The organism is Imperialibacter sp. (genome assembly GCF_048007035.1).
Taxonomy (GTDB): domain Bacteria; phylum Bacteroidota; class Bacteroidia; order Cytophagales; family Cyclobacteriaceae; genus Imperialibacter.
In genome coordinates, this window is the sequence record NZ_CP180355.1 from 930,270 (window position 1) to 954,244 (window position 23,975).

Sequence of the window (23,975 nt, forward strand, 5' to 3'; positions counted from 1 at the left end):
GTCTCTATGTATTTTCTCTCTGGGTAATGCAGGGCACCTTTAGTTGGGTGGTTTCATCCTGAATACTACCAGAATCCGTAAATTACTCCAATCTCATCCCTCACCAAAACCATAAATTCCAAATAACAAAAAGGTTTTTCATAAACGATTGACCGGTCAAGAAATCTGTCTTGCTCTAGTTTTGCTCTGGTTCAGGTATGTACCGGGAAAATAATCTTTCAGGCTTTGCTGCCCTACTCAAAAAAGGTAAAATATTGGTCAGATTGTTCGGGCATCAACATTTGATGCCCTATACAAGGAAAGCACGTAGTAGGTTTTGGCCGGTAGTCCATCCCTTTCCCACACCCCCATAGATTTGAGCATATTCAGATTCTGGATAAGGTTATCGATCATGGTGACCCCAACAAAAAGTATGTTCTCACCTGAAACGTCCATCCTCACCGGATTGGCGGAAGCCCATTTAGTCGTCGTGATAAGATATTCGGCTAACCAATCGGTCACTATCCTGATTTGTATCCTCTGTCATGGCAATATCATACTGCCTAAAGCCTGTTTCCACATGCCCTACTTGAATCATCATTTTTTTTAGCAACTATTGTGCAGGCCATGGTGGAAGTGACCCTCCGACAATGACCACCAAGTCGGACGGATGAGTTGTTAGGTCTTTTCAAATGTCATCATGATCTTGCCGGTCTGGAAAGCGTGTGAATCGGAGCCTGCATTCAGATTGGCATCGGGCCCGGGAATTTCCGACTGGTCAAAAAAAGACCTATTCATGCTTAATTGTAGTGTTGAGCTGTACGCACTAATTGAAAAGCTAACTTCTTGCCTTCAGCCTGGAATTTCTTAATTGCCTTGATCGGGGAAGCTATCTTTCTGAAGTTAGGCCTAGCCCCTGCCACTAGTAACAGATTCAGGTTTGCCAAAAAGGATTGGGTTATTGAAAAAATTAAACTGAATTTTGACTTGAAGTAAGAAAGAAATGACTGTCACGAAAATCTTGATGTTCCTAAACGAACCCTATCCTGGCGACATAAGGGTTTTCAAAGAGTCGGACGCCCTGCTGAAGGAAGGGTTTGAAGTGCATCTGCTATGTCTCAGGAAGAATGCCACCCAGCCCTCAGATGAGAGGCTTGAAAACGGGCTTTTCATTCACAGGGTAGCAACGGACTCCAGTACTTTCCAAAAAGGCATATGGGATATTGTAATAGCTACTTTTTGGAAGCATCCCATATTTTTTCGCAGGGCCAGAAAACTGTTTCGCCAACATTCCTTTCAGGCTGTACATGTTCACGACCTGCCGCTTGCCCATACAGCATTCAGTCTTGCCGAAAAGTTCGGTGCTAGTAAAGTGCTTGATCTGCATGAAAACTATCCGGAAGCACTTGCTGTTTGGTTTCAGTGGAGAAAAAATCCTTTTATTCGACTTAAAAACAATATCTTCTTCAACTACGCCAAATGGTCCGGCTATGAGATTAATGCTGTCAAACGAGCCGATCATGTCATTACGGTCGTGGAAGAAATGAGAGATAGAATGGTTAAAGTAAGTGGAGAAAAGAATGGAAAATTCTCGATAGTTTCCAATACTGAGCGATCGGATTTCATCGAACAGGTCGACGATCCAGAGGTGTATGAAGACTGGAAAGAAGAATTCATTATCACTTATACCGGAAATGTTGGACCACACCGTGGAGTAGATACCGTCATAAAAGGGATGCAATACCTGACGGACATCAAAGACTGCAAACTGGTGGTGGCGGGCTCTATGAATGACGCCGTTAGAAATTACCTGAGCGGCCTTTGCGCCGAGCTTGATATTGAAAAAAACGTGAGGCTATTGGGATATCAGCCGTTTTCCAAATTTTTCTCTTTTATGAAAAATGCCAGTATTAACGTGATTCCACACAACAGCAACCCACATACCGACCACACCATACCTCACAAGCTTTTCCAATGCATGATGGTAGGAAGGCCGGTCATTGTTAGCTCATGCAAACCACTAAAACGGGTAGTCGAATCTGTTGAGGCTGGCAAGGTTTTTCAGGCAGGCAATGCTGAGGATTTTGCCTCGCAAGTGAGGGGACTTTACAACAATCGTATTTTAACGGAAAAGTTGGCAAAAAACGGACTCGGGGCTACATTGGAAGGCAAATACAATTGGGACACAGATGCCAGGACACTTGTTAACTATTACCAATCAATTGCTTAAAAAATGTTTCAAAGAATAAAGGCGAGGGAGAAAGAACTCGCCAAAAAAGATCGATTCAAGAAAACCCTGGGCTTTATGGCGCACGGACTGAATCCACCAGCCAAAATTCTCGATCTGGGCATTCCAAACGATCTTTCCAGATTTCTTGAAGAGAAGGGCTATCAGGTATCAAACACGAAAGGAGAAGACCTTGATGAACTCCCGGAGACAGTTGCACTGGACGGCTACGACGCCATTACGGCCTTCGAAATACTTGAGCACCTCGTAAATCCTTTGAGTGTCCTCAAAGCCATCAAAGCCGAAAAAGTTTACGCTTCCATTCCCCTTCAAATGCCATTCAGCAAGGCATACAGAAATAAGAATGATCCTTGGGACCAGCATTTTCACGAGTTTGAGGACTGGCAATTCGACTGGCTGCTCGACAAGGCCGGATGGGAAATTGTGCGAAGAGAAAAATGGAAAACAGTCGTGTTGACACCGGGTATCCGACCAATGCTGCGAAAAATCATCCCAAGGTACTACATAATCGAGGCCCGTCGTAAATAATCATGGGCGTAGTCATCCGGCAGAGCTTTATCACTACAGTGCTCACCTATGTGGGGGTGGTGATTGGCTATGTCAATGTGCTCATCCTTTTTCCAAAATTTCTGACGCCGGAAGAAATTGGCCTGGTGCGGCTAATTCCAAGTGCTGCCTTCCTCCTGCTACCGCTGGCCCAGCTTGGCCTCGCCCAATGCACCGTTCGCTACTATCCGGTGTTCGAAAAAAAGAAAAACGGCCCAGGCGAACTACTGGCCTTTGGGTTCATTGGGGTAACCGTCGGTTACCTGATTACACTTGTGCTTTATAATATTTTCAGGGAGCCCATCACGGACTATTTTGCCAAGGAGTCTGGGTTGGTCAACGACTATCAGTGGGTAATTTTGGCTGTGCTGCTAGTTATGTCGTTTCAGGCTGTAGCCGAAGGATATTCCCGGGCGCTCTTAAAAATTGTGGCGGCCAACTTTGCCAAAGAAGTGCTTGTGAGGGTTGGGACAAGTATCACCGTGCTGCTCTATGCTGTGAATATCATCACTTTCCCTGTCATGGTTTACACCATGATTTTGGTCTACGGTGTATCGTTGCTTTACCTGCTCGGCTATCTTGCTTACCGCAAGCAGCTGTCACTCAAATTCTCTTTTTCTGCATTCGAAAGGCCACAACTGAAAGAAATGATGGTCTACAGCATGTATGCGTTGCTGGGTGCCGGCGGTTCTTTCATCATCTTGAATATTGATCAGATCATGATCAGCGGAATGATAGGCCTGAGCTGGAATGGCATCTACACGACCGCCTTTTACATCGCTGTTGTCATCGAAATGCCCCGCCGGGCGCTGACGCAGATAACAACACCGCTAATTTCCCGGGCTTTCGACAAGCACGACATGGTGGAGATAGACAAGTTGTACAAAAAGGTGTCCATCAACCAGATGATCGCTGGGTCATTGCTCTATATTGGCATTGCAGCCAACCTCAATTCCATCTTTGCGCTGGTTCCCAACAACGAAGCCTTCATCCAGGGGATTACGGTGGTGAACATCATCGGCTTGGGCAAACTGCTGGACATGACTTTCAGCCTGAACGGGGAGATCATTGTGATGTCGAAGTACTTCAGGTTCAACGTGGCGTCGTTGGTTATCCTGGCTATCCTGGCTGTTATGCTTAACCTGTGGCTTATTCCGCTCTATGGCATTGATGGAGCAGCCTGGGCCTCTGCCATTTCTCTCTTCATTTACAATTTGGTGAAGATGATTTTTGTTTGGGTGAAACTCGGCGTTCAGCCATTCACATGGAAAAATGTGGGGATGCTGGTCATTTCAGGCATGGTGCTCGTTGCGGGTACCTACCTTCCTATATTTTCAAATGTATTTTTGGATATTTTCGTCCGGTCCGCAATGATCACAATCTTATTTGGCGGAGCCGTTTTACTTTTTAGAATTTCGCCGGATGTGAATGAGTTGGTAAAGGTGGTTTGGGGTAGGTTTAGGAAGTAACTCACCGTCAGAAAACGGATATAGCAAAAGAAGAATCCGTGGTTTGAAAAAGAGCTAATCCCGGAGCCAGGAAATCACGTTTACCAACTGTTGACTTAACCTTTAAAGAAAGTGAACGCCCTACCACTATTTGACTATATCGCCAGGTATATAACTCTTACCGTAGAAGAGCAGCATTTGATGCTGGCCAATATCAATCAGAGGCGGTATCTAAAAGGACAGTACGTCGTGCAACAAGGCGACATTTGCCAATTTGAAAGCTTTGTGTTATCAGGCTGTCTGAAGTCATTTTATGTAGATCCGGACGGACACGAGCATATTGCCATGTTCGCAATAGAAAACTGGTGGGTCGCCGATTTGGGTAGCTTTATCAAGCAAAAGCCTGCCGACTACAACGTACTTTGTTTGGAGACTACTGAGCTTATCCAAATCCATCATGAGAAGCTAGAAGAGCTTTACCAAAAAATCCCATCACTCGAACGATTCTTCCGGATCATTATTCAAAACGCCTTTGTGGCCTCGCAAGATAGGATAGTGCAAAGTATGAGCGTTCCTGCTAAGGAGAGATACCTGACTTTTAGAAAAAAATATCCTCTAATAGAGCAACGTGTGCCTCAATATATGATTGCTTCTTACCTTGGTATCACCAAGGAGTTTCTCAGCAAAATCAGAAGTCAGCTTATCCATGAACAATAGATATTAATCTAGTTCAACCTCCCTTTTTAATCTGGTTTATTCTCCCCCAGCATCTCAGGTCGGAACTTTGTGTCACACAAAAACACAAAGTAATATGTCAACATTGTTAGAAAAGATTAGTGACCTGAACGACCTGGTTCTTCAGGGTAAGGCCATGGAAGCCTTTGAAAGGTACTACCATGAAGATGTAGTAATGCAGGAAAACGAAACGAAGCCCACTGTGGGCAAGGCTGCCAACAGAAAGCGGGAAGAAGAGTTTTTCGCAGCAATCACAGAGTTTAGAGGGGCGAAACCGCTTAAGGTTGCTGTTGGTGAAAGCGTGACCATGGTGGAATGGCACTACGATTACACCCACAAAGACTGGGGAACCAGAACCTACACCCAGATATCTGTGCAGGAATGGCGGAACGGCCAAATCGTACTTGAGAAATTCTACTACGGGGTTTGAAAAGGAAGCAATCATGATCAACAAAATTTTTAAAACCCCCGATACATGGGAGCCTTTCGTTTTGAGAGTGCTACTTGGTCTTGTCATTTTTCCTCATGGCGCCCAAAAGCTTTTTGGCTGGTTTGAGGGTTATGGCTTTGATGGAACGATGACCTTCTTCACCGAAATTGTTGGAATACCTTGGGTGCTCGGCTTTCTGGTGATCCTATTAGAAGCACTAGGCTCTATTGTTCTGCTGGCCGGTTTTGCTACGAGAATTTTGGCTGCCTCCTACATTTTGCTTGCGATAGGAATTGTTACGACCTCTCACTTGCAACATGGTTTTTTTATGAACTGGTATGGAAATCAGCCTGGAGAAGGGATTGAGTTCTTCATCCTGTGGGTAGCAATAAGTACTGCACTGCTCCTTTCCGGAGGTGGTAGATACTCTGTTGACAAGTGCTTATCCGGCGTACTACCTGAGCAAGCCCATTCCTTTTAAAAGGTAGATGCTGGCTTTGAGACTGACGAATCACAACCAGCATCTACAAATTTTACCAAAGCCCCAGCTCCCACGGGTACACAAAAAGGTAGTGGCTAATCACGACGAGCATGTACATCCTGAAAAATCGGTTCTGCCTGAAAAAGACCGATAGAGATAGAAGAGCTGCCAACACGAACCCATTGAATACCCAACCGTTGGCCGCTGTGACGAAGAAGCCTGCTGCAACCAAGGCCCATACGGAAGAGACAGCCGTAATAAATGCGGTGGCGGCCAGGGAGATAGCCTTTTGTTTGCCATTCTCTACTCCCATATGGGTCGCAATAAATCCAGCTACTGGCCAGAACAATACGGTTAGCACCCCTCTTGCGTTTATATCAAGGAAATCAACCAGGGCTGGTAGCATAAAAACAATCAAGCTAAAGGACAACCCAAGAGAAAAGATTACGCCTGGCTTTTCCTCAGCCTTCAGATATTGCCAGCTTATGGCATGGAAATGAAGCCCGGCAGAAGCAATGGTAATAACCAGCAATATTCGAGACACAAAATCTTCGTACCCCAACGTCAGCGAAGGCATTCTCAACACAAATACTGCTGCAAATAATATGAAAATAAATCTTTCAATAGCTGGCGTATACCTTTCGTGAAGCCAGGGCAACAGATAATTTTCGTTGCCTCTCAGGTAGAAAAAAGAAATGGAGTAAGATAAACACAGTGCCACCACTGCCATTGTCCTCAGCTCAATAGCTCCTGGCAGGTGCAGGATTTGAAAAGTAAATGAAGCCAGAAACAGCAGCACTCCCACCAGGATTGCTACAAGCAGCCACGCTCCCCTCTTTTCTTTATTAGCTATCATTCCAAACGTAGATCCGCTAATCAACGCAAGCGCAATGGCTATAAATGATCCGATTAGCATTTGCCCGGCACCGGGAAACTTCATCAGTTTAAATACCGATCCTGCGAAAAGCAGGAAAAAAGAAAGGTAGGCAAACCACTTCGAGAGCGATTCTCTTTTGTTCATTGTTTCCATGGTTTCTAATTGTATCGTTTGAATTTGTTTTGGAGGTAGTTCCTTAGTGATCGCCAGCCAGGCAGCATCAAAAGACTGCCCGAATGCTATCAGCTTTTCTATGTCGCAGCTGACATGATCAAGCATCTCATCCTGCAGGGGCTTGTAGGTCATACCCTGGCGGGCAAGGTAGTCTCTGATGGCCTGAAGCTGCTCTTTGTTCAAGCCCCCCATATCTCCAGGCTTATGTTAGGTGCAGGTAGCAGTATGTTTTTCAATGTTTCCGTGAATTTTTGCAATTCCGACACTTTTACTTTTGCCAGCTCCACTCCCTGTGGCGTAAGCGAATAGTACTTTCTGGCACGCCCGTCCACCACCTCGGTTTCGGCAACCAGCAACCCCTCATTCTCCAACTTGTAAAGAACGGGGTAAAGAGCACCATAGGTCAGTTTGATCTCGCTTGCTGAAAGCTCCTCCACTTTCTGGCTGATCTCATACCCATACATTTGCTTGTTTTCGGCAAGGAGTTTCAGAATAATGGTCTTCAGCGTGCCTTTTATAAATTCAGATGATGACATTGTTATATATTTAATTTTCTTAAACATATGCGATTGAAAATTAAAACACAAGTACTACGCCTATATTTCGGCACTAGACTATCATTAGGGAGCTCCAAAAAGGACACATCTTCAATTACCTCTGGTCCGTCGCCTCTCTGGTAGTGTTCATCGAAACAACGGTTACCAGGCATTCTGGAGGGGTATAAACGATCAAAACAAACAATCTATACTATGAACTGGCTAACGAAACTTTTCTCAAAAAAATCAAATAACCAACTGGTGATGAAATTCTCAAAGCAAGACAATCTCTGGTTGGTAATGAAGGGATACGATATTCTTTACATTGGTGACGAGCCGCAGTGTAATGCTTATATGTGGAATCACATTTCGAAATAATTTGCCCTTAAAATAAAATAGTCAGCCTTTTGTTGGCTATCGATCTGGTTAATTGGTTTGAAGCCCATACCTGCCCTTCGGGGACTAACAGGTATGGCTTTTTTGTTTTTGTTGCTCATCCAAATGATGTCAGTCAGCTTGAGCAATTCTTTTTCTGGTCGATCGTGTTGCCGCATGGGTCTGTCGATGGCAAATTCCACTTCATCGAAACGTCACTTACTTCTGTTTTGCATACTGTATTAATAGGCAAATCAACTACTAAATGATATGTCGTGGCTACCCGCAGTTCTTACGAAGATATTAAAGCCAAAAAGTGAACTTAGGCTGAAGTATTCAAAGGATGACAATGTATGGCTTGTGATGAAGGAGCACTCGATCCTGTTTATGGGAGACGAAATGCAATGCAACATTTACTTGCGAAATTTCGCTCGGAAGTGACATCTTCATAATTGGAACTCTAAACCGGGTGCTCTTTAACCAATGCAGGCTTTGAACCCAGCCCCGGCTTGGTGCCTAAACAGCCAGGTAGATTTAGTTTTCCGGAATTACTTATCTGAAAAACACAAAAAATAATTTTAATAGTACCAATTTTTACTACGTCGTCTCATATCCCAGCTCTATCGACACCTGCTTCCTATTCGTCGAAACAAAATTTCTCGCTCCCTTTTCCTCCGTATAATTGAATAACCAAACAAAAAAAATATCATGAACTGGTTTTCAAAAGTGCTCGCTCAGGTGTCAAAATCAAAGGATCAGCTTACTCTGAAATTCTCAAAGGACGACAATACCTGGTTGGTAATGAAAGAATACTCGATCATGTTTATTGGAAGCGAAACAGCGTGTAATACATATATGAGGAATTTTGCTTCGAAGTAAAATCCTCGTTGAAGAAATCTTTAGCTGACCAACGACGGCTATCGATCTGGTTTATTAGTTTGGAGTCCATGCCTGCCCTTCGGGGATCAACAGGTGTGGGCTTCTTTTTTTTATACACATGATGATAATCATAAAAAGAAATTTCTCTGCTCTTTATACTTGCATCAGTATTTGAAAAAGCGGCAAGCAATGAAGCAGGATATTGCATCCAGATCAGACATCGAAAAACTGGTTGACCAGTTCTATAGCAAAGTCAGAACCGACGGTACGATAGGTTACATTTTCACCGACATAGCTGCACTTGATTTTGCCAGGCACATGCCCACCATGTATAAGTTTTGGGAGACCACCCTGCTGGGAATAATGTCTTACAAAGGCAATCCGATGTCGGTGCATATCCAACTGGACAAGAAAGAGCAGTTGAAAAAAGAACACTTCGACCGCTGGCTGGAACTATGGACAGCCACTGTGGACGACCTCTTCGAAGGACCAAAGGCAGAAGAGGCCAAGACGAGAGCCTCCCAAATCCGCTACCTCATGCAATACAAAGTGGAACAAAGCAGGTAATTACCTAGCCTCTGAAATTATTTAGTGTGTGGATCACTCTTTGCACTTCATCATCAGTTAGCTCGGGAAACATAGGAAGGGAAAGAATGCTGCTTTTTTCAGACGAACAAACAGACAGCCCCTCAGGGTCTTTTCTGAACGACCGGTATGGGGAAAGTTCGTTAATAGGGGCTGGATAGTGAATAGCAGCACCTACACCACCACGATCTAAGTGTCGGATCAGGTTTTCCCTGTCGTCAGTTTGAAAGACATATTGATGAAAAACGGCATAGTCTGGATCGCCCATGTGTGGCAAGCGGTACATTGACCTGTCGAGACCATACATATAGTGGGTGGCGATGGATCTTCGTCTTGCATTCCACTGATCGAGCAAAGGAAGCTTCGATCTCAGAAAAGCTGCCTGAAGCTCGTGCAGCCGACTGTTTCCACCTGCCACTTTATGTACATCCCGTGCGGGCTGTCCATGATTGCCCACCAACCGAACTGTAGCCGCATATTCGTCGTTGTTGGTAACAACTGCGCCCCCATCGCCCAGGCAGCCCAGGTTCTTGGTGGGGTAAAAGCTAAAGCAGCCAAAGTCTCCAATGGTGCCTGCATTTTTCCCCTGATAAACAGCTCCATGCGCATGGGCACAGTCTTCGATCAATACCAGCTTATGTGCGTCTCGTATTTCCAACAATTCATTCACGTGCGCTGGCTGCCCATACTGATGCACGACAATAATGGCTTTTGTTGTCTTAGAAATGCACCTTTGAACTGATGCCGGATCGATGATGTATTCTCCGGGAAGGGCGTCAGCGAAGACAGGCGAAGCCCCCACATTGATGACCGATTCCGCTACGGAAACCCAAGTATTGGCAGGAACAATTACTTCGTCACCGGCCTTTATACCCGCAGCCTTCAATGCCAGCTCCAGGGCGTCGGTGCCATTGCCGCAGCCAATACAGTGCTTCACGCCCAAATACTCTCCAAACTCCTTCTCAAACGCTTTAACCTCCTCGCCAAGAACAAACCAGCTTTTGCTCAGCACCCTGTCATAAGCCTCGTCAAGAGCGGGTCTCAGCTTCTGATGTTGTCGGCTGATACTAAAATGTGGTATATAGGTCGCCTCAGACATTATTCTGCAGGAAGATTTTTCAATAAAAACTGCTTAACATTTCCGCCCATAACGAGAGCAATATCTTCTTTTGACATACCCAAGTCAATGAGTTCATCTACAATAAGCGGCAGGCCAGTCACATCAAAATGCGTTTTCACCGCTCCGTCGAAATCGGACCCGAGTGCAACATGCTCAACACCAATGAGGTCTGCCGTATATTTGATGGCTTCTGCTGTCGCCCGGGCGCCATTACCGCAAACAGCCTGCTCAAACATGGCAATCCCCACTAAGCCTCCTCCGTCAGCAATTTTCTTTAAATGCTCATTTGAAAGGTTTCGCACATTGTTGCAGGTTCCCTTCACTCCGGTATGCGACACTATCAAAGGTCGGGTGGCCATCGCCAAAATATCGTCAATCAGCGCCGGGGCGGCATGGGATACGTCGATGGTGATACCCAGTTGTTCCATTCTCTTCAGCGCCTTTTGTCCGAACGCCGTAAGTCCACCCTTTTTAATCCCGTGTGCAGAACCGCCCAACTCATTGTCAAAAAAATGAACCGGACCTATCATCCTCACCCCAGCCTCAAACAGCTTGTCGACGTTGGCCAACTCGCCTTCCAGCGCATGTGCTCCTTCTATCCCAAGAAATCCGGCAGATAAGGACTTGTCATGCTCACGGTCGTCAATAAACTTTTGCAAGTCGGCACTACTCGTTATTACCCGAAACTGTCCACCCGACGCCCTGGCCAGTGAGTACAGGTAGCCGCTTTGAACAAGCGCCCTTTTCAGGAGGTTAAAAACTGGGCGACCCTGCGCCAGGCTTAGTAGCGTGATATTGTCTGTATCGCTCCCGTTGGCCTCAAAGTTCATGTTTTTTGGCGTCTTGGTCACAATAGTGAACGCCTGCAGTGCCACATTTGCTTCTTTCATTCTGGGGAAGTCGACATGCCCATAGCTATGCTTGTCGGTTAAATCCCTATCCCAAAGCAGCGCATCACAATGAAGGTCGGCTACAAAATCAAGGTCACTATAAAGATCGCTCGCTGCCGCACTTACCTTGTAGGGAGGAGCCAGCACTATGGTGTTCATTTTCCTGTCCACAACGGATGGTGCTATAAGTCTGAAAAGCACGTATCCTGTTATCAGAACCGCAGCAGCTACCAGCACAAAAAGTTTAACTATTCTCATCAAGACAGCTTTTAGACCTTACCGTGTGTCAATATACCAGTCCGAAAAATTCATTTCCCTTTTGGTACAAAAATTTCAAACAACTTGTTTGAAAGCTTCATAGCGAGGCTCCTCCTGGCATATTTGTCAAAGTGCTTAGGTGCAAATGGTCGGTCAGTTTTGAAATCAGCAAATTGTTTCTCTAACGCTCGCCTGACTCCAACCTTGTCGTTGAACCCAAGACATGCACCTGCCCCCGTATCCTCAATGATTTTGGCAACATCTCCGGCAGAATCACCGATAGCCAAAATCGGCCGCTTCGCCTCCAGGTATTCAAAAAACTTTCCTGGTATGTGTCCTTTTGCGTTGCCAGAGTCATTCATTACCAGCAATTGAACTGTGCTGGTTTTCATCGCCCTTCTTGCACTCCCATGCGACAGGTAGCCATCAACAACAAGCTTACCCTTCAGCTCAGGAAAAGCCTCGATAGATGCAATCACATGATCACTAAGAATACCTGCCAGGTAAATTTCCAAACCAGCAGCAAACTCCCTGTTTTCGACGCATAACTCCGAAAGCACCTCCCATAACACCAGAGGGTTTCTCATTTCATTGAGCATGCCAATATGTGCAAGCCTAAATTTTCCACCTGGCACCGTCGGCTTTTCACTTTCCATAGCATGCTCGTCGTATCCATTCGTTAATACAAACGTTTTAGTGGCACCCAATCGGCTAAAATCGGCCGCCCAGGCATTACTTACCGTTATGAGCAAATCACAGTTTTTGATTACCTTTTGTTCGAGAAAACTGTGACGTTTACGAGCCCACCCTTTCACCCCAAGCTTGTCGAGAATGTCCCATTGTGACCAGGGGTCTCTGAAGTCGGCTACCCACTTTACTCCCGTCTTTTTTTGGAGCTTCATACCAATCAAATGCATGCTGTGCGGAGGCCCCGTGGTGATGATCAGGTCAATGTTATTGCTCTTAATCATTGGAGCCAGAAAGCGAACCGACGGTCGGACCCAAAAGACTCTGGGGTCGGGAATGAAAAAGGTAGCTCTGGCCCAAATAAGGAAGGTATCAAGAAAGCCTTTCTTCTTTTTCTCAAGCACTTGCCCCTGCCTGGGCTGTCCGTCCTTACCGAAGTATTTTAGTGGCTCCCAAATCGGAAACTTCCAAACCTCCAGATTATCAGCCACTTCCCTTATCAGCGTGTCATCTTTGAGGCTGAATGCCGGATTTTCCGGAGTGAAAATGATAGGCTCTACACCAAATTCCGGGAGGTGACTGGAAAGTTTGAGCCATCTCTGAACACCCCCTCCAGCGCTCGGGGGCCAATAGTAAGTAACTATCAATACTTTCAGTTTTTTCATCCCGGCTAGGCTAAGAATAAGCAAACATACAAAAAGAGACCATTGGCCATTTCAAGATTAATAGTAGATTTGCCACGCATTAGCGAAAAGCGTTAGAAATTTATCTTTTTGTGCCTACCTTAGAATGTTAGAAGTCTCTGCTTTTCACAAGGTTGGCGAGCTAAGCGCAAACAAATGGTTTTTTAATGAAGAAAATAGCTGTATTTACTTCGGGTGGTGATGCACCTGGCATGAATGCTTGTATAAGGTCTGTTGTTAGAAGTGCTCTTTATCATGAACTTGAGATCTACGGAATCAAGTATGGTTATAATGGAATGATCGAGGGTGACATCTATAAAATGAAGTCCTATTCCGTTAGCAACATCGTTCAAAGGGGCGGCACGATACTCAAATCGGCCAGAAGTAAAGATTTCATGACCAAGGAAGGTCGCAAGAAGGCTTATGAGCAGCTTTCGTCGAGAGGAATAGAAGGCCTGATTGCCATTGGTGGAGACGGCACCTTTACTGGTGCTAATATCTTCTTTGAGGAATATGGCATCCCGGTGGTGGGTGCGCCAGGCACAATTGATAACGACTTATTTGGCTCTGACTATACGATTGGCTTTGATACAGCGGTAAACACTGCACTCGAAGCCATTGACAAGATAAGAGATACGGCCATGTCGCACGACAGGGTCTTTTTTATAGAAGTAATGGGACGGCATTCAGGCTACATTGCTATCCAGTCAGGCATCGGTGGCGGTGCCGAATTGGTGATGGTGCCTGAAACTTCTACTACCATCAACGAAGTCATTAATACGCTTCAAAAAGGTAAAGATGCACAGAAGACCTCCTCCATTGTGGTGGTGGCCGAAGGAGGCGAGGAAGGCAATGCACATGAAATTGCCGCCAAAGTAGCGCCGCATTTGCCAAAAGCGGATATACGGGTTTCCACGCTCGGTCACATCCAGCGAGGCGGTAACCCCACCGCTTTTGACAGGATTCTTGCTTCCAGACTAGGGCTGGCTGCAGTAGAGGGTCTTTTGAATGGTGAGAAAAATGTAATGGTAGGTATTATAGACAAAGAAGTGGTATACACCAACCTGAAAATCGCCATTTCAAAATCGAAGCCCCTCGATCAGGATCTGATCCGGCTCGTCGAAATTCTTAGCATCTAATTGTCATGGGCTTTTTACCCATCTTCCTGGCGCTTTCTCTCTTTCTCATGCTTTGGGGCATGGTGGTCAACCAGTTTCTTCGCTCTGAGAAAAAAAAGATACTCGCCTCGACCAGCGAATTCGGGCTTTCCGGAAGCCTGGAAGTGGTTGACCAGCAGCTGGCTTCAGAAGACTCGAAAGAGCTTAGAAGCCTGAGAGCACAGATGTTTCGTTACAACAAGCTGATTTCCAGCTTCCCCTACCGCATTGTGGCTACGCTAATGAAGTTGAGGAAGTTCTAAACGTTGAGGCCGTTCTCACGAAGCATTTTATACACTTCAGCGGTTGCCAGCCGGTCAAACCACTGAACCTCCGCATCTTTTCTAAACCAGGTCAGCTGTCTCTTTGCGTACCTTCGTGAGTTCCGCTTGAGCAGCCGAACAGCCTCTGCTTTGTCGTAGTTGCCTTCCAGGTAGCCGAACACCTCCTGATAGCCCAGCGTTTGCAGCGACTGGAGATGCCTGCTGCCAAAAAAAGACTCAGCCTCTTCAAAAAGACCGTTGGAGATCATTTGATCCATGCGCAGGTCGATGCGGTCGTACAACTGCTGGCGGTCTGCCGTAAGACCTATTTTGATAGTAGAAAACGGCCGCTCACTTTTGCTCTGCCGCATCCTGAAAGAAGAGAACGCTTTCCCTGTCGATTCAATTACCTCAGCCGCTCTCACAAGCCTCACAGGGTTGTTTTTATCAACCTCTTGAAAAAACTCAGGGTCGTGCTCTTCAACGAATTTTCTCACTTCCGAAAGACCGTTTTCTACCACATTCGCATTCCACTTCTCACGCACACCTTCTTTGATAACAGGCATTTCATCCATGCCGTCGCACACCGCCTGCACATAAAGACCCGATCCACCCACCATGATGGCCACGTCTCTCTCTTTGAAAACATCAGCCAGCACGGTCAGCGCATCTCTTTCGAACTGCCCGGCTGTGTACTCCTCAGTAATGGACAGGCTATTAACAAAATGATGTTTCACCTGTTCAAGCATAAAAGGCTCGGGTTTTGCAGTGCCAACCTCCAACTCCCGGTAAAACTGTCTGGAGTCGGCCGAGACAATCTCAGTCGGGAGCTTTTTAGCCAGGTCGAAAGCCAGGTCGGTCTTTCCAACGGCAGTTGGCCCCACAATTACAATCAGCTTTTTATCACTCCGACTCATTATTGGCATCCTTAAATCAGGCTCGTTTACTTATCTTTTTGCAATTTTATTAACTTTAGGCAACACGTCGCCTGTTTGGCAGACTACCTTTGATGCATGATCAGCCTTGACAACAAAACTACGGAAGAATTACGGAAGGAGATCGAAAGGCTTAATGCTGAGCTTCGGATAGCACAATCACGGTTTAAAACGTCTATAGAAGACAGCAACGACATCAGCCTGCTGCTAAACAATGACATCATTGTCAACTGCAATGAAAAAGCTCTTGAGGTTTTCAAGGTTGGTAGCAAGGAAATTGTTGGAAAATCTGTCTTTGAATTTTGTCCGAATTTTCAGGCCGATGGCAGCGCCTCTGCTGACAAGTTCCAACAAAAAATAAAACTGGCCCTGCTTGGCCTCCCCCAAAAGTTTGTTGGAGAAATTCAAAACTCCTCTGAAAAGGTCTTTTTTTCCAAAATAAAGCTGTCGGCACTGACCGAAGAGAAAAACAACCACCTGCTTTGCACAATCAAGCTGGAGAACAAGGACGATGACGCCGATGTGTATTTTCTGGAATCAGAAAAGACGTTCCAATCTCTGGCCGACAATGCTCCTGTGCTGTTGCGAATGACCAACTCCAACAACTTCTTCTACTACTTCAGCAAGCAATGGCTCAAGTTTACCGGCAAGGAAGTAGAGGAAGAGCAAAACAATGGATGGATTGCCAACATTCATGAAGAAGACCTGAATGACGTGCTAGTTACCATGGACCTGGCTTTTAAGCGTCGTAAAAAATATGAGGTTACCTACAGGCTGCGACGCTACGACAAGAAATACAGATGGGTGTTGGATACCGGCATTCCGAGAGTCAGTAGCCTGGGTAAGTTCTCCGGCTATATTTCCGCCACTATAGACATTACCGAGAGGAAGCTGGCAGAAGAGGCCGAAAGCCGTGAAAAAGCATTGTTGGAAAGCGAAAAAAAGCTACAAAAATCGCTCAACCAGTCTAAAATTCTTTCGCTTACCACCAACAGCGAGGGCATTATTACGTTCTGTAATGAAGCATTTCTTAAGGCCACCCGAAAACCAGCCGGGGACCTCATGGGCAAAAGTCTGTTTGAGGTATTTCAGCCCTACGGCGGTGACAACGTAACCAAAAAAAGTTTCCGAACACTGGTAGAAAGAGAGGACTACACCGAGGCACTGACTGGCGTAATAACGCTGGATGGAGACGAAATCCTCATTATACGGTTTAGCTCCATTATACTTAAGAATGCCAAGGGTCAGGTAATTGGTATCACCATCGTTGGAGAAAATATTACAGAACGACGGAAGGTTCGACAAGAGTTAGAAAAGACCAACGCCCAACTGAAAGAACTCTTCGACAATTCTAGCGACCTTATTCAAATTTTCACTTCGGAAGGAGAGTTCAGGTTTGTGAATGAGGCCTGGAAAACCAAACTCGGGTACAATGACGAAGAAATAAGCCAGCTGAGGCTTACTGATTTGATACCGAAAGACTACCAAAGCAGCACAGTTGAGAACCTGAACCAGATTGGGCGTGGGGAGCGGATCGAGAAGTTTGAAACTGTTTTTATCAGTAAGTTTGGTAAGAATATCTACGTTTCCGGGCGAGTCAACTGCACTATTCAGGATGGCAGCCCAACAGAGTTTAGAGGTATCTTTTACGACATCACCGAAAGGATACGTGCCGAAAAAGCGCAAAGTCTCTACTACAAAATCGCCAACCTGACGACCACAAGTAGCAATCTGGATGCGCTGTACCGCAACGTATTTGAGGAGCTTAACAAAATACTGAAGATTCAGAATTTTGCCATCAGTCTCAAAGATGAAAAAACAGGGAAAATCCAGTTCCCTTACCTCATCACCGAGTTAGAAGAGCCGTCGGAAGTCAAGCAGCTAAAAAGCATTACCAAACTGCTGGCTGAATTCACGTTTGAGAGAAGCAAGCCATTGATTATTTACGAAGACGGTATTCGGCGGATTGCAGATAATAAAAAGTTGCCCCTTCATGCCAAGCTTCCGCTTATTTGGCTGGGAGTGCAGGTCAATGTCGATGGTAAACCGGCGGGTGTAATTTCGTTCCATTCTTACAAAGACCGAACAGCCTATAACCACAAAGACCTTGAACTGCTGGATTTCATCTCCAGCCAGGTATCTCTTGCGCTCGAACGCAAGTCGAACGAAGCGAAAATCATTAGCCAAAGCGCCAGACTAAAGGCAATTTTTGAATCTACTACTCACCAGATCTGGTCCATCGACAGGAACTATTGCTTTACTTCGTTCAACCAAAACTATGCTGATGCGCTGCAGCGATACTATGGCATTACCCCCTCTCTGGGTGGTCAGAGCGGCTTCGACTTTCTGGTTCCAAGTCTCAGCGAGTTCTGGAAAACCAAGTACGACCGTGCTTTTAGTGGCGAAATCGTCAACTTCCAAAGCCAGGTTACTGACCTCAAAGGCAACAAAATATGGAGAGATGTATTCCTCAACCCCATCTTCCTTCCCGACGGTTCTATTGAAGAGATTTCGGTTATCGCCAACGACATTACTGAGAAGAAGCTTTCGGAAGTGGCACTGCAGGAAAGTGAGGAGAAATTCAGGAATATCTTCGAATCCTTCCAGGACATTTACTTCCGTTGCGATGCCAAGGGAAAGATCACTATGATCAGCCCGTCGGTCATCGAGCTTTTAGGCTACACATCTAAGGAGGTAATAGGTAAAAATATAGACGAACTCTTCAGCTCGTCCGACTCCATCCACAGTGTATTCAGCAAGCTTCGAAAGAACAGAAGGCTACGAAACTTCGAGGCGACCTTGTACACAAAAGATGGAAAGGATCTGCAATGCCTCTGCAACATCCGCCTGGTATACCGCAGAAACTACCCGCTTGAAATTGAAGGTGTTGCCAGAGACATTACCACCCTGATCCGCACCAATGAAGAGCTTCGCAAGGCAAAGGAACTGGCAGAAAGGTCACTTAAGATCAAAGAGCGGTTCCTGGCCAACATGAGCCATGAGATTAGGACACCTATGAACGGGATCATTGGCATGCTGGATCTGATAGGCAGTACACACCTCGACAAGGAGCAGTCCGAGTACCTCAGAACAATTAAAAAGTCTTCTGAAACCCTCCTCACCATTCTCAACGACATTCTCGATTTGTCAAAAATTGAGGCCGGCAAAATGGAGATTAGAAAAAGGCCTGTAAACCTCCGGGGAACGCTGGACAAGCTTTATAACCTATTTAGCCAGCAGGCTTCAATCAACGAAACCAGCCTTCATTATACGGTAGCGAAAAGCTTGCCGGAGTACTTCCTGCTTGACGAAACCAGGGTGCTACAAGTTCTTTCGAATCTCACCTCCAATGCCATCAAGTTCTCCAAAGGAAGAGGCAAAATTTACATCAGCCTCAACGAGCACAAGAGAAAGGGAGACATCCTGATTTTGAAGGTGAAGATCAAAGATTCTGGCATTGGGATAAGCAAAGAAGACCTGAAGAAGCTCTTCGACTCGTTCAGCCAGGTTGACAACTCTATGACCAAAAAGTTTGGCGGCACAGGCCTCGGACTGGCAATATCTAAGGAGTTAACCAAATCGATGGGCGGTGAAATAGGTGTTTATTCTACGCCCGGCCTTGGCAGTACCTTTTGGTTTACCTTCGAAGCTGAAATTATAGAGCAACCCGAGGAAAGGAACCTTCCCCTTACCGACGAGGCCATTCAGAAAGTGTTCAGCAAGAAAATTCCGTATATCCTTCTGGTGGACGACAATGACGTCAACAGGAAGGTAGCAGGGCATATCCTCATCAAAGCGGGATGCAGGGTAGACTTTGCAGAAAACGGCGACGACGCTATTGAAATGATCCAGCAGCACCAGTACAACGTCGTTTTTATGGACATACAAATGCCTAAAAAAGATGGTGTGCAGGTCACCAGGGAGATTAAACTCCTCAACCTCGACCATCAGCCCCCAATTATCGCCATGACCGCCTATTCGATGGAAGAGGACAGGAAGAAATTCCTCGATAGTGGTTTGGACGACTATATTTCCAAGCCGATTCAGGCCAAAACCATCATCCAAAAAGTGGTGGATTGGATAGAGAACAATAAGCCAAGCGAAATTGTAGTCCAAAAAATGGCCGAGGTTCCTGACGACCTTAAAATTGTGAACACGCTGGTGCTGGACGAGCTCAGCAAGTATGGTGGAGCCGAAATGGTTGAGTCGGTGCTCAACGACTTCTTAAAGGAGGCCCAGGAGAGTCTTGCAAACTGCAAAGACGCCCTGAGAGTGAGCAATTACGAAGTGCTGAGGTCGGAACTGCATACCCTGAAGGGCAACTCCGGAACCCTGGGCATAGAGCGTTTCGCCTGGTATGTAACTCAGCTTGAACAGGAACTAAAGCGCAGCATTTACGAAGAAGTAGAAAAGAAATTAGCTCAAATAGAGGCTAGCTTTGATGAATTTAAAGAAAATTACAAGTTATTTGTGGGTGCGAGTTCAACCTCATCATAATTATGAAAAAAATTCTAGTCGCTGAAGATAGCTCAGTTATTCAGAACCTTACCAAGAAGATTCTCACGCTTCAAAATTTTCAAATCACTTCGGTAAAAAATGGGGAGCAAGTGCTTCAAAAACTCAACGAAGAGTCTTTTGATCTTATCCTAATGGACATTAACATGCCTGTGATGGACGGTATCGAGTGCACAAAAAAGGTGAGAAACCTAAGTGATGAGGCTAAAAAAAATATACCTATTGTTGCTATCACCGGCAACGCCCGGAATTACACCATGGAGGAATTTCTTGCTAATGGAATCAATGACTTCATTCCCAAGCCTCTGAATTTTGACCAGCTTGTTGAAAAAGTAAGGAAGTATACCAGTTGATATGCAGGTAAAATACAGCAAACATTTCCTCAACAAATTAGAAGATATTTTCGCTGAGTCGGACTATATTCTCCGCTATGAAAAAGGCAGTTTCCATTCCGGCTACTGCATTTTAAGAGACACCAAAATTGCCATTGTCAATAAGTATTTCCCTCTTGACGGGAAAATCAATGCCTTGCTCGAGATACTGAAGTCTATAGAAATCGACCCAAAAGGCCTCAGCGAAAAAAACAGATCGCTTCTTCTGGAGCTCACCCAAACCAAGCTGGAGATTTGAAGCTGACCTTCCTCGGAACCGGCACCTCGCAGGGAGTGCCAGTCATCGCCTGCGACTGTGAAGTTTGCCAATCGGTTGACTTTCACGACAAGCGCCTCCGATCCTCTGTCCATATCGAGGTTGATGGCCTTAGCCTGGTGATAGACACCGGCCCAGACTTCAGGCAGCAGATGCTCCGTGAGCGAATCAAAAGACTCGATGCTGTCATCTTCACTCATGAGCACAAAGACCACACCGCCGGACTGGACGATATCAGGAGTTTTAACTTTTTGCAGCAAATGGACATGCCGGTGTATGCCAGCACAGCGGTTATCACACAGCTCAAGAGAGAGTTCTCCTATATTTTTGCTGACCACAAGTATCCCGGCGTTCCATTGGTGGACGTAAAGCTACTTGACGGGAAGCCATTCACCATCGGCCAAACGACGATAACGCCTATTAATGTTATGCACTTCAAGCTGCCAGTGTTTGGTTTCAGAATTGGCGATTTCACGTACATAACTGATGCCAACTACATTTCGGACGAGGAAAAGAAGAAAATAAAGGGAAGCAAGGTGCTGGTGCTTAATGCATTGCAGAAAACGCCCCACATCTCCCACTTTACCCTGGACGAAGCCATTTCTCTGGCGCAGGAGCTAAAAGCCGACCAAACCTACTTCACGCACATCTCCCACAAGCTGGGGTCGCACAGGGATGTCTCTGCTCAATTGCCTGAAAACATCTATCTTGCTTACGACGGTCAGCAGCTAACGCTCTAATTCCCTGCTGCAAGGTTTGCTCTAACTATGCATCTCAACTATTTCTTTCTGAAACCGCTGTGCAAGGAGCTGGATGCCACCTGGGGTGGCTTCACACTGGGCGCATGCTTCAGCCAGCAAAAAGATGAGCTCATTTTCCACTTTTACAGAAACGAGGAAGAGAAGTTTATCAGGGTCTCCCTTATCCCCCAGCTCACTTTCATTTCATTCCCTGAAAGCTTTGCCAGAGGCAAAAAAAACAATGTCGACCTCTTTGCAGAAGCCGTTGGTGGTCAGTTGGAAATGGTCAGCATCACCCCCTGTGATCGCTCGTTTGTCATGGCATTCAACAATGGTTTTAGCTTCCTCTTCAAGATGCATGGCAGCAGATCAAACATCATCGGCACCGACAAAAACGGTAGCCAGAAGCTTTTCAGGAGCCAGCTTTTGGATGACGAAGGGCTCACACAAGAACAGCTTGAGTCATCACTTGCATTGACAAGAGAGCACTTTGACGAAATGGAAGGTGAGCTCAGACAATTTGCCCCCATTTTGGGTAAGGAAACCACAGCATTTCTGAACGGGCTGGGCTACGATGACACAACGATAGAAAGGAAATGGGTACTGGTAACAGAGATGCTAGGTGCTTTTGAAAATCCCACGTTCTACATCTGCCGTTGGCAGGAAAAGGTGCAGCTGCTGCTTTTCAGAGCAGGGGAAGTGCTCATGGAAACTGACTCGGCTATTGAGGCAACTACGGTTTATGCGCAAAAGGTCAGCAGGGAGTTTTACCTGAAGACCGAGCTGCACCCGCTATTGCAACGCCTGAGAAAGGAGTTGAAGCAAACAGAAAGCTACCTGAAACAGTCAAAAGCTAAATTGATTGACCTGAAAGAGGGAAAAAGCTACTCCCAACTGGCCGACGTGCTTATGGCCAACCTTCACCAGGTGAAAGAAGGGCAAGAGGAAGCAGTGCTTGACAATTTTTATACCGGACAGCCAGTTAATATCAAGCTAAAGAGGGCTTTGACCCCGCAGAAAAATGCAGAGATTTTTTACCGGAAAGCCAAGAACCAAAAGATTGAAATAGAGAAACTGGAGGAAGCCATTGCTGCTAAGGAAGCGCTGGAGGAAACTGTTGCAGAACATCTGCTGCATCTGGAAGACATGACAGACCTGAAACTCATCAGGCAGTATATACAACAACACGGGTTAGCGAAAGAATCGAGACAGGTCGCCATAAACCGCCCTTTTAAAGTGTTCCAGATTGGGCTGTACGAGGCGTGGGTGGGTACCAACGCCAAAAACAACGACGAGTTGACCCTTAAGTACGCTACAAAAAACGACCTTTGGCTGCATGCCAAAGATGTGCCTGGCTCACATGTGGTATTGAAATGGCGGGCAGGACAAAACTTCCCCAAGCCGGTTATCGAGCAGGCGGCGGCTCTGGCTGCCTACTATTCTAAAAGGAAAACAGATACACTTTGCCCGGTAATTTTCACGCCAAAAAAATGGGTGAGAAAACCAAAGGGCGCCCATCCCGGAGCCGTAATTGTGGAGAGAGAAGAGGTGATTATGGTCGAGCCGGGGCTGCCAAACTAACGAGGATTCATTGCAGCCTCCGTTCAATTATTTATCTTTATCTTATGGCAAAGCCCTACCAAATACCGGAGACCGACATCAACGACATCATGTTGCTTGAGCCGGAAGCTACCTATAGCTACGCCCACTACCTTCGGTGGAGTTTCGAGGAGCGGGTGGAGTTGATCAAAGGAAAGGTTTTCCATATGTCGCCAGCCCCAAACCGGGCACATCAGGACATTAGCGGAAACCTCCATGGCATTCTTTGGAGCTTTTTAAGAAAAAAGAAATGCAAGGCCTACGCTGCTCCCTTCGATGTGCGGCTGCCACAAAAACCATCAGATCCCGATAACCGGATTTTCTCCGTGGTTCAGCCAGACATTTGTGTGGTGTGCGATCCCTCCAAACTAGACGACAAAGGCTGCAGTGGCGCACCTGACATCATGATAGAGATTCTCTCCCCATCCACTTCTTCCAAAGACCTCAAAGATAAGTTTAGCCTGTATGAAGAAAATGGTGTAAAAGAGTACTGGGTGGTCTATCCTGGTGAAAAAGTCGTGGAAGTTTTCGTGCTGCGTAGTGACGGAAAATACAGCCCATCTTTAAAATTTACAGACGACGAAAGCGTGACTTCCACCGCCGTTCCCGGACTGACAATTAACGTGAACGATATTTTCGATTATTGATATAAAATGAACCCATCCCCACTTGCCGTTGAAGTTAAACAGCATGCCATCATGCGCATGCAGGAAAACACGCAAAAAATAGCCAAATGCCTTGATCAACTATCTGAGGAGGAAATATGGCAGCGCCCTAACGCCTCATCCAACAGCATGGGTAACCTCATTCTTCATCTCTGTGGAAATATTACACAGTATATTATTTCATCATTGGGAGGCAAAGAAGACCGTAGGGTGAGAGATGAAGAGTTTGACGCAAAGGGTGGTTACAGCAAAAAAGAGCTCCAGTTGAAGCTTGAAAGCACCGTTGCTCAAGCCATTGAAGTTATTCAAACTACCTCTGACGAGGAGCTCCTTAGAGTTCGGCCTGTGCAAGCCTACGAGTTTTCAGGGGTTGGCAATGTTATTCATGCCGTGGAGCACTACTCCTACCACACCGGGCAAATTGCCTTCTGGACGAAGCAGGTGAGGAACAAAGACCTGGGCTTCTATGCCGATGTCGACCTTAACAGAAAGGGTCAATGATTTTACGTACGGCAAAAACCA

Annotated in this window: 25 protein-coding genes; 17 read left to right on the forward strand and 8 right to left on the reverse strand. The window is 46.0% G+C overall.

Annotation, left to right across the window (positions count from 1 at the left end; all coding sequences use genetic code 11):
- Window positions 1–258: 258 nt before the first annotated feature.
- Window positions 259–501: a hypothetical protein gene (locus tag ACMVP2_RS04150; protein ID WP_416866843.1), complete on the reverse strand. Its 243-nt coding sequence runs from the start codon at window positions 499–501 to the stop codon at window positions 259–261.
- A 502-nt stretch (window positions 502–1,003) separates the two neighbouring features.
- Here ACMVP2_RS04150 and ACMVP2_RS04155 point away from each other — a divergent pair.
- The 6 genes from ACMVP2_RS04155 (at window position 1,004) to ACMVP2_RS04180 (ending at window position 5,867) form a co-directional block, all read left to right on the forward strand.
- On the forward strand, window positions 1,004–2,209 hold the full coding sequence (locus ACMVP2_RS04155; protein WP_339794486.1) for a glycosyltransferase family 4 protein: 1,206 nt from the start codon (window positions 1,004–1,006) through the stop codon (window positions 2,207–2,209).
- 3 nt (window positions 2,210–2,212) lie between these two features.
- Window positions 2,213–2,755, forward strand: coding sequence for a methyltransferase (locus tag ACMVP2_RS04160; RefSeq protein WP_339794488.1), 543 nt, complete (start codon window positions 2,213–2,215; stop codon window positions 2,753–2,755).
- Window positions 2,756–2,757: 2 nt separating this feature from the next.
- Complete coding sequence (locus tag ACMVP2_RS04165) at window positions 2,758–4,242, forward strand: polysaccharide biosynthesis C-terminal domain-containing protein (RefSeq protein ID WP_339794490.1); 1,485 nt, start codon at window positions 2,758–2,760, stop codon at window positions 4,240–4,242.
- 111 nt (window positions 4,243–4,353) lie between these two features.
- Window positions 4,354–4,938 carry a Crp/Fnr family transcriptional regulator gene (locus tag ACMVP2_RS04170; protein WP_339794492.1) on the forward strand — a complete coding sequence of 195 codons (585 nt, stop codon included), beginning with the start codon at window positions 4,354–4,356 and terminating at the stop codon, window positions 4,936–4,938.
- Between the two features lie 94 nt (window positions 4,939–5,032).
- Window positions 5,033–5,386 carry a nuclear transport factor 2 family protein gene (locus tag ACMVP2_RS04175; RefSeq protein ID WP_339794495.1) on the forward strand — a complete coding sequence of 118 codons (354 nt, stop codon included), beginning with the start codon at window positions 5,033–5,035 and terminating at the stop codon, window positions 5,384–5,386.
- A gap of 13 nt (window positions 5,387–5,399) precedes the next feature.
- The gene (locus ACMVP2_RS04180; protein ID WP_339794497.1) at window positions 5,400–5,867 is read left to right on the forward strand and encodes a DoxX family protein; all 468 of its coding nucleotides are present in this window, start codon (window positions 5,400–5,402) and stop codon (window positions 5,865–5,867) included.
- A gap of 52 nt (window positions 5,868–5,919) precedes the next feature.
- Here the strand turns inward: ACMVP2_RS04180 and ACMVP2_RS04185 are convergent, their stop codons facing one another.
- The 3 genes from ACMVP2_RS04185 to ACMVP2_RS04195 form a co-directional block, all read right to left on the reverse strand.
- Window positions 5,920–7,110: a hypothetical protein gene (locus tag ACMVP2_RS04185; RefSeq protein ID WP_339794499.1), complete on the reverse strand. Its 1,191-nt coding sequence runs from the start codon at window positions 7,108–7,110 to the stop codon at window positions 5,920–5,922.
- Window positions 7,098–7,454: a PadR family transcriptional regulator gene (locus tag ACMVP2_RS04190; protein WP_317487772.1), complete on the reverse strand. Its 357-nt coding sequence runs from the start codon at window positions 7,452–7,454 to the stop codon at window positions 7,098–7,100. The genes ACMVP2_RS04185 and ACMVP2_RS04190 overlap by 13 nt, the downstream gene beginning before the upstream one ends.
- A 362-nt stretch (window positions 7,455–7,816) precedes the next feature.
- Window positions 7,817–8,008 carry a hypothetical protein gene (locus ACMVP2_RS04195; protein WP_339794501.1) on the reverse strand — a complete coding sequence of 64 codons (192 nt, stop codon included), beginning with the start codon at window positions 8,006–8,008 and terminating at the stop codon, window positions 7,817–7,819.
- Window positions 8,009–8,537: 529 nt separating this feature from the next.
- Between ACMVP2_RS04195 and ACMVP2_RS04200 the strand changes: the two genes are divergently transcribed.
- Both ACMVP2_RS04200 and ACMVP2_RS04205 read left to right on the forward strand, forming a co-directional pair.
- On the forward strand, window positions 8,538–8,708 hold the full coding sequence (locus tag ACMVP2_RS04200) for a hypothetical protein (protein ID WP_317487773.1): 171 nt from the start codon (window positions 8,538–8,540) through the stop codon (window positions 8,706–8,708).
- 189 nt (window positions 8,709–8,897) lie between these two features.
- Window positions 8,898–9,275, forward strand: coding sequence for a group III truncated hemoglobin (locus ACMVP2_RS04205; RefSeq protein ID WP_339794503.1), 378 nt, complete (start codon window positions 8,898–8,900; stop codon window positions 9,273–9,275).
- 4 nt (window positions 9,276–9,279) lie between these two features.
- On the opposite strand, the gene ACMVP2_RS04210 is transcribed toward ACMVP2_RS04205, so the two are convergent.
- Genes ACMVP2_RS04210 through ACMVP2_RS04220 form a run of 3 tightly spaced genes read right to left on the reverse strand, consistent with a single transcriptional unit; the run spans window position 9,280 to window position 12,913 of the window.
- Window positions 9,280–10,392, reverse strand: a complete 1,113-nt coding sequence (locus ACMVP2_RS04210; RefSeq protein WP_416866844.1) for a DegT/DnrJ/EryC1/StrS family aminotransferase — start codon at window positions 10,390–10,392, stop codon at window positions 9,280–9,282.
- Window positions 10,392–11,561 carry a dipeptidase gene (locus ACMVP2_RS04215; protein ID WP_416866845.1) on the reverse strand — a complete coding sequence of 390 codons (1,170 nt, stop codon included), beginning with the start codon at window positions 11,559–11,561 and terminating at the stop codon, window positions 10,392–10,394. The genes ACMVP2_RS04210 and ACMVP2_RS04215 overlap by 1 nt, the downstream gene beginning before the upstream one ends.
- A 50-nt stretch (window positions 11,562–11,611) precedes the next feature.
- Window positions 11,612–12,913, reverse strand: a complete 1,302-nt coding sequence (locus tag ACMVP2_RS04220) for a glycosyltransferase (RefSeq protein ID WP_416866846.1) — start codon at window positions 12,911–12,913, stop codon at window positions 11,612–11,614.
- A gap of 185 nt (window positions 12,914–13,098) precedes the next feature.
- On the opposite strand from ACMVP2_RS04220, the gene pfkA reads away from it, so the two are divergent.
- Both pfkA and ACMVP2_RS04230 read left to right on the forward strand, forming a co-directional pair.
- Complete coding sequence (pfkA, locus tag ACMVP2_RS04225; RefSeq protein WP_339788139.1) at window positions 13,099–14,070, forward strand: 6-phosphofructokinase; 972 nt, start codon at window positions 13,099–13,101, stop codon at window positions 14,068–14,070.
- A 5-nt stretch (window positions 14,071–14,075) separates the two neighbouring features.
- Window positions 14,076–14,351: a hypothetical protein gene (locus ACMVP2_RS04230; RefSeq protein WP_339788141.1), complete on the forward strand. Its 276-nt coding sequence runs from the start codon at window positions 14,076–14,078 to the stop codon at window positions 14,349–14,351.
- On the opposite strand, the gene miaA is transcribed toward ACMVP2_RS04230, so the two are convergent.
- Complete coding sequence (gene miaA / locus ACMVP2_RS04235; protein WP_416866847.1) at window positions 14,348–15,268, reverse strand: tRNA (adenosine(37)-N6)-dimethylallyltransferase MiaA; 921 nt, start codon at window positions 15,266–15,268, stop codon at window positions 14,348–14,350. The genes ACMVP2_RS04230 and miaA overlap by 4 nt on opposite strands.
- A 96-nt stretch (window positions 15,269–15,364) precedes the next feature.
- Between miaA and ACMVP2_RS04240 the strand changes: the two genes are divergently transcribed.
- The 7 genes from ACMVP2_RS04240 to ACMVP2_RS04270 are packed head-to-tail and all read left to right on the forward strand — an operon-like array spanning window position 15,365 to window position 23,954.
- Window positions 15,365–19,783 (forward strand): PAS domain S-box protein, encoded by a 4,419-nt coding sequence (locus ACMVP2_RS04240; RefSeq protein WP_416866848.1) that lies wholly within the window; start codon window positions 15,365–15,367, stop codon window positions 19,781–19,783.
- 2 nt (window positions 19,784–19,785) lie between these two features.
- Entirely contained in the window at window positions 19,786–20,154 is a 369-nt protein-coding gene (locus ACMVP2_RS04245) for a response regulator (protein ID WP_317487781.1), read from the forward strand.
- Between the two features lies 1 nt (window position 20,155).
- On the forward strand, window positions 20,156–20,431 hold the full coding sequence (locus ACMVP2_RS04250; protein ID WP_317487782.1) for a hypothetical protein: 276 nt from the start codon (window positions 20,156–20,158) through the stop codon (window positions 20,429–20,431).
- Window positions 20,428–21,189: an MBL fold metallo-hydrolase gene (locus tag ACMVP2_RS04255; RefSeq protein ID WP_416866849.1), complete on the forward strand. Its 762-nt coding sequence runs from the start codon at window positions 20,428–20,430 to the stop codon at window positions 21,187–21,189. The genes ACMVP2_RS04250 and ACMVP2_RS04255 overlap by 4 nt, the downstream gene beginning before the upstream one ends.
- Before the next feature lie 27 nt (window positions 21,190–21,216).
- A complete protein-coding gene (locus ACMVP2_RS04260; RefSeq protein ID WP_416866850.1) occupies window positions 21,217–22,770 on the forward strand; it encodes an NFACT RNA binding domain-containing protein in 1,554 nt (517 codons plus the stop codon).
- A 44-nt stretch (window positions 22,771–22,814) separates the two neighbouring features.
- On the forward strand, window positions 22,815–23,435 hold the full coding sequence (locus ACMVP2_RS04265; protein WP_416866851.1) for a Uma2 family endonuclease: 621 nt from the start codon (window positions 22,815–22,817) through the stop codon (window positions 23,433–23,435).
- A 6-nt stretch (window positions 23,436–23,441) separates the two neighbouring features.
- Complete coding sequence (locus ACMVP2_RS04270) at window positions 23,442–23,954, forward strand: DinB family protein (protein WP_416866852.1); 513 nt, start codon at window positions 23,442–23,444, stop codon at window positions 23,952–23,954.
- Window positions 23,955–23,975 lie beyond the last annotated feature (21 nt).

Coding starts and splice junctions, on each gene's coding strand:
- ACMVP2_RS04200 (WP_317487773.1), top strand. CDS start 8,538: ATGAACTGGTTTTCAAAAGTGCTCGCTCAGGTGTCAAAATCAAAGGAT.
- ACMVP2_RS04180 (WP_339794497.1), top strand. CDS start 5,400: ATGATCAACAAAATTTTTAAAACCCCCGATACATGGGAGCCTTTCGTT.
- ACMVP2_RS04185 (WP_339794499.1), bottom strand. CDS start 7,110: ATGGGGGGCTTGAACAAAGAGCAGCTTCAGGCCATCAGAGACTACCTT.
- miaA (WP_416866847.1), bottom strand. CDS start 15,268: ATGAGTCGGAGTGATAAAAAGCTGATTGTAATTGTGGGGCCAACTGCC.
- ACMVP2_RS04160 (WP_339794488.1), top strand. CDS start 2,213: ATGTTTCAAAGAATAAAGGCGAGGGAGAAAGAACTCGCCAAAAAAGAT.
- ACMVP2_RS04250 (WP_317487782.1), top strand. CDS start 20,156: ATGCAGGTAAAATACAGCAAACATTTCCTCAACAAATTAGAAGATATT.
- ACMVP2_RS04245 (WP_317487781.1), top strand. CDS start 19,786: ATGAAAAAAATTCTAGTCGCTGAAGATAGCTCAGTTATTCAGAACCTT.
- ACMVP2_RS04210 (WP_416866844.1), bottom strand. CDS start 10,392: ATGTCTGAGGCGACCTATATACCACATTTTAGTATCAGCCGACAACAT.
- ACMVP2_RS04220 (WP_416866846.1), bottom strand. CDS start 12,913: ATGAAAAAACTGAAAGTATTGATAGTTACTTACTATTGGCCCCCGAGC.
- ACMVP2_RS04155 (WP_339794486.1), top strand. CDS start 1,004: ATGTTCCTAAACGAACCCTATCCTGGCGACATAAGGGTTTTCAAAGAG.
- ACMVP2_RS04195 (WP_339794501.1), bottom strand. CDS start 8,008: ATGCGGCAACACGATCGACCAGAAAAAGAATTGCTCAAGCTGACTGAC.
- ACMVP2_RS04215 (WP_416866845.1), bottom strand. CDS start 11,561: ATGAGAATAGTTAAACTTTTTGTGCTGGTAGCTGCTGCGGTTCTGATA.
- ACMVP2_RS04240 (WP_416866848.1), top strand. CDS start 15,365: ATGATCAGCCTTGACAACAAAACTACGGAAGAATTACGGAAGGAGATC.
- ACMVP2_RS04265 (WP_416866851.1), top strand. CDS start 22,815: ATGGCAAAGCCCTACCAAATACCGGAGACCGACATCAACGACATCATG.
- ACMVP2_RS04230 (WP_339788141.1), top strand. CDS start 14,076: ATGGGCTTTTTACCCATCTTCCTGGCGCTTTCTCTCTTTCTCATGCTT.
- ACMVP2_RS04260 (WP_416866850.1), top strand. CDS start 21,217: ATGCATCTCAACTATTTCTTTCTGAAACCGCTGTGCAAGGAGCTGGAT.
- ACMVP2_RS04270 (WP_416866852.1), top strand. CDS start 23,442: ATGAACCCATCCCCACTTGCCGTTGAAGTTAAACAGCATGCCATCATG.
- ACMVP2_RS04205 (WP_339794503.1), top strand. CDS start 8,898: ATGAAGCAGGATATTGCATCCAGATCAGACATCGAAAAACTGGTTGAC.
- ACMVP2_RS04165 (WP_339794490.1), top strand. CDS start 2,758: ATGGGCGTAGTCATCCGGCAGAGCTTTATCACTACAGTGCTCACCTAT.
- ACMVP2_RS04190 (WP_317487772.1), bottom strand. CDS start 7,454: ATGTCATCATCTGAATTTATAAAAGGCACGCTGAAGACCATTATTCTG.
- ACMVP2_RS04175 (WP_339794495.1), top strand. CDS start 5,033: ATGTCAACATTGTTAGAAAAGATTAGTGACCTGAACGACCTGGTTCTT.
- pfkA (WP_339788139.1), top strand. CDS start 13,099: ATGAAGAAAATAGCTGTATTTACTTCGGGTGGTGATGCACCTGGCATG.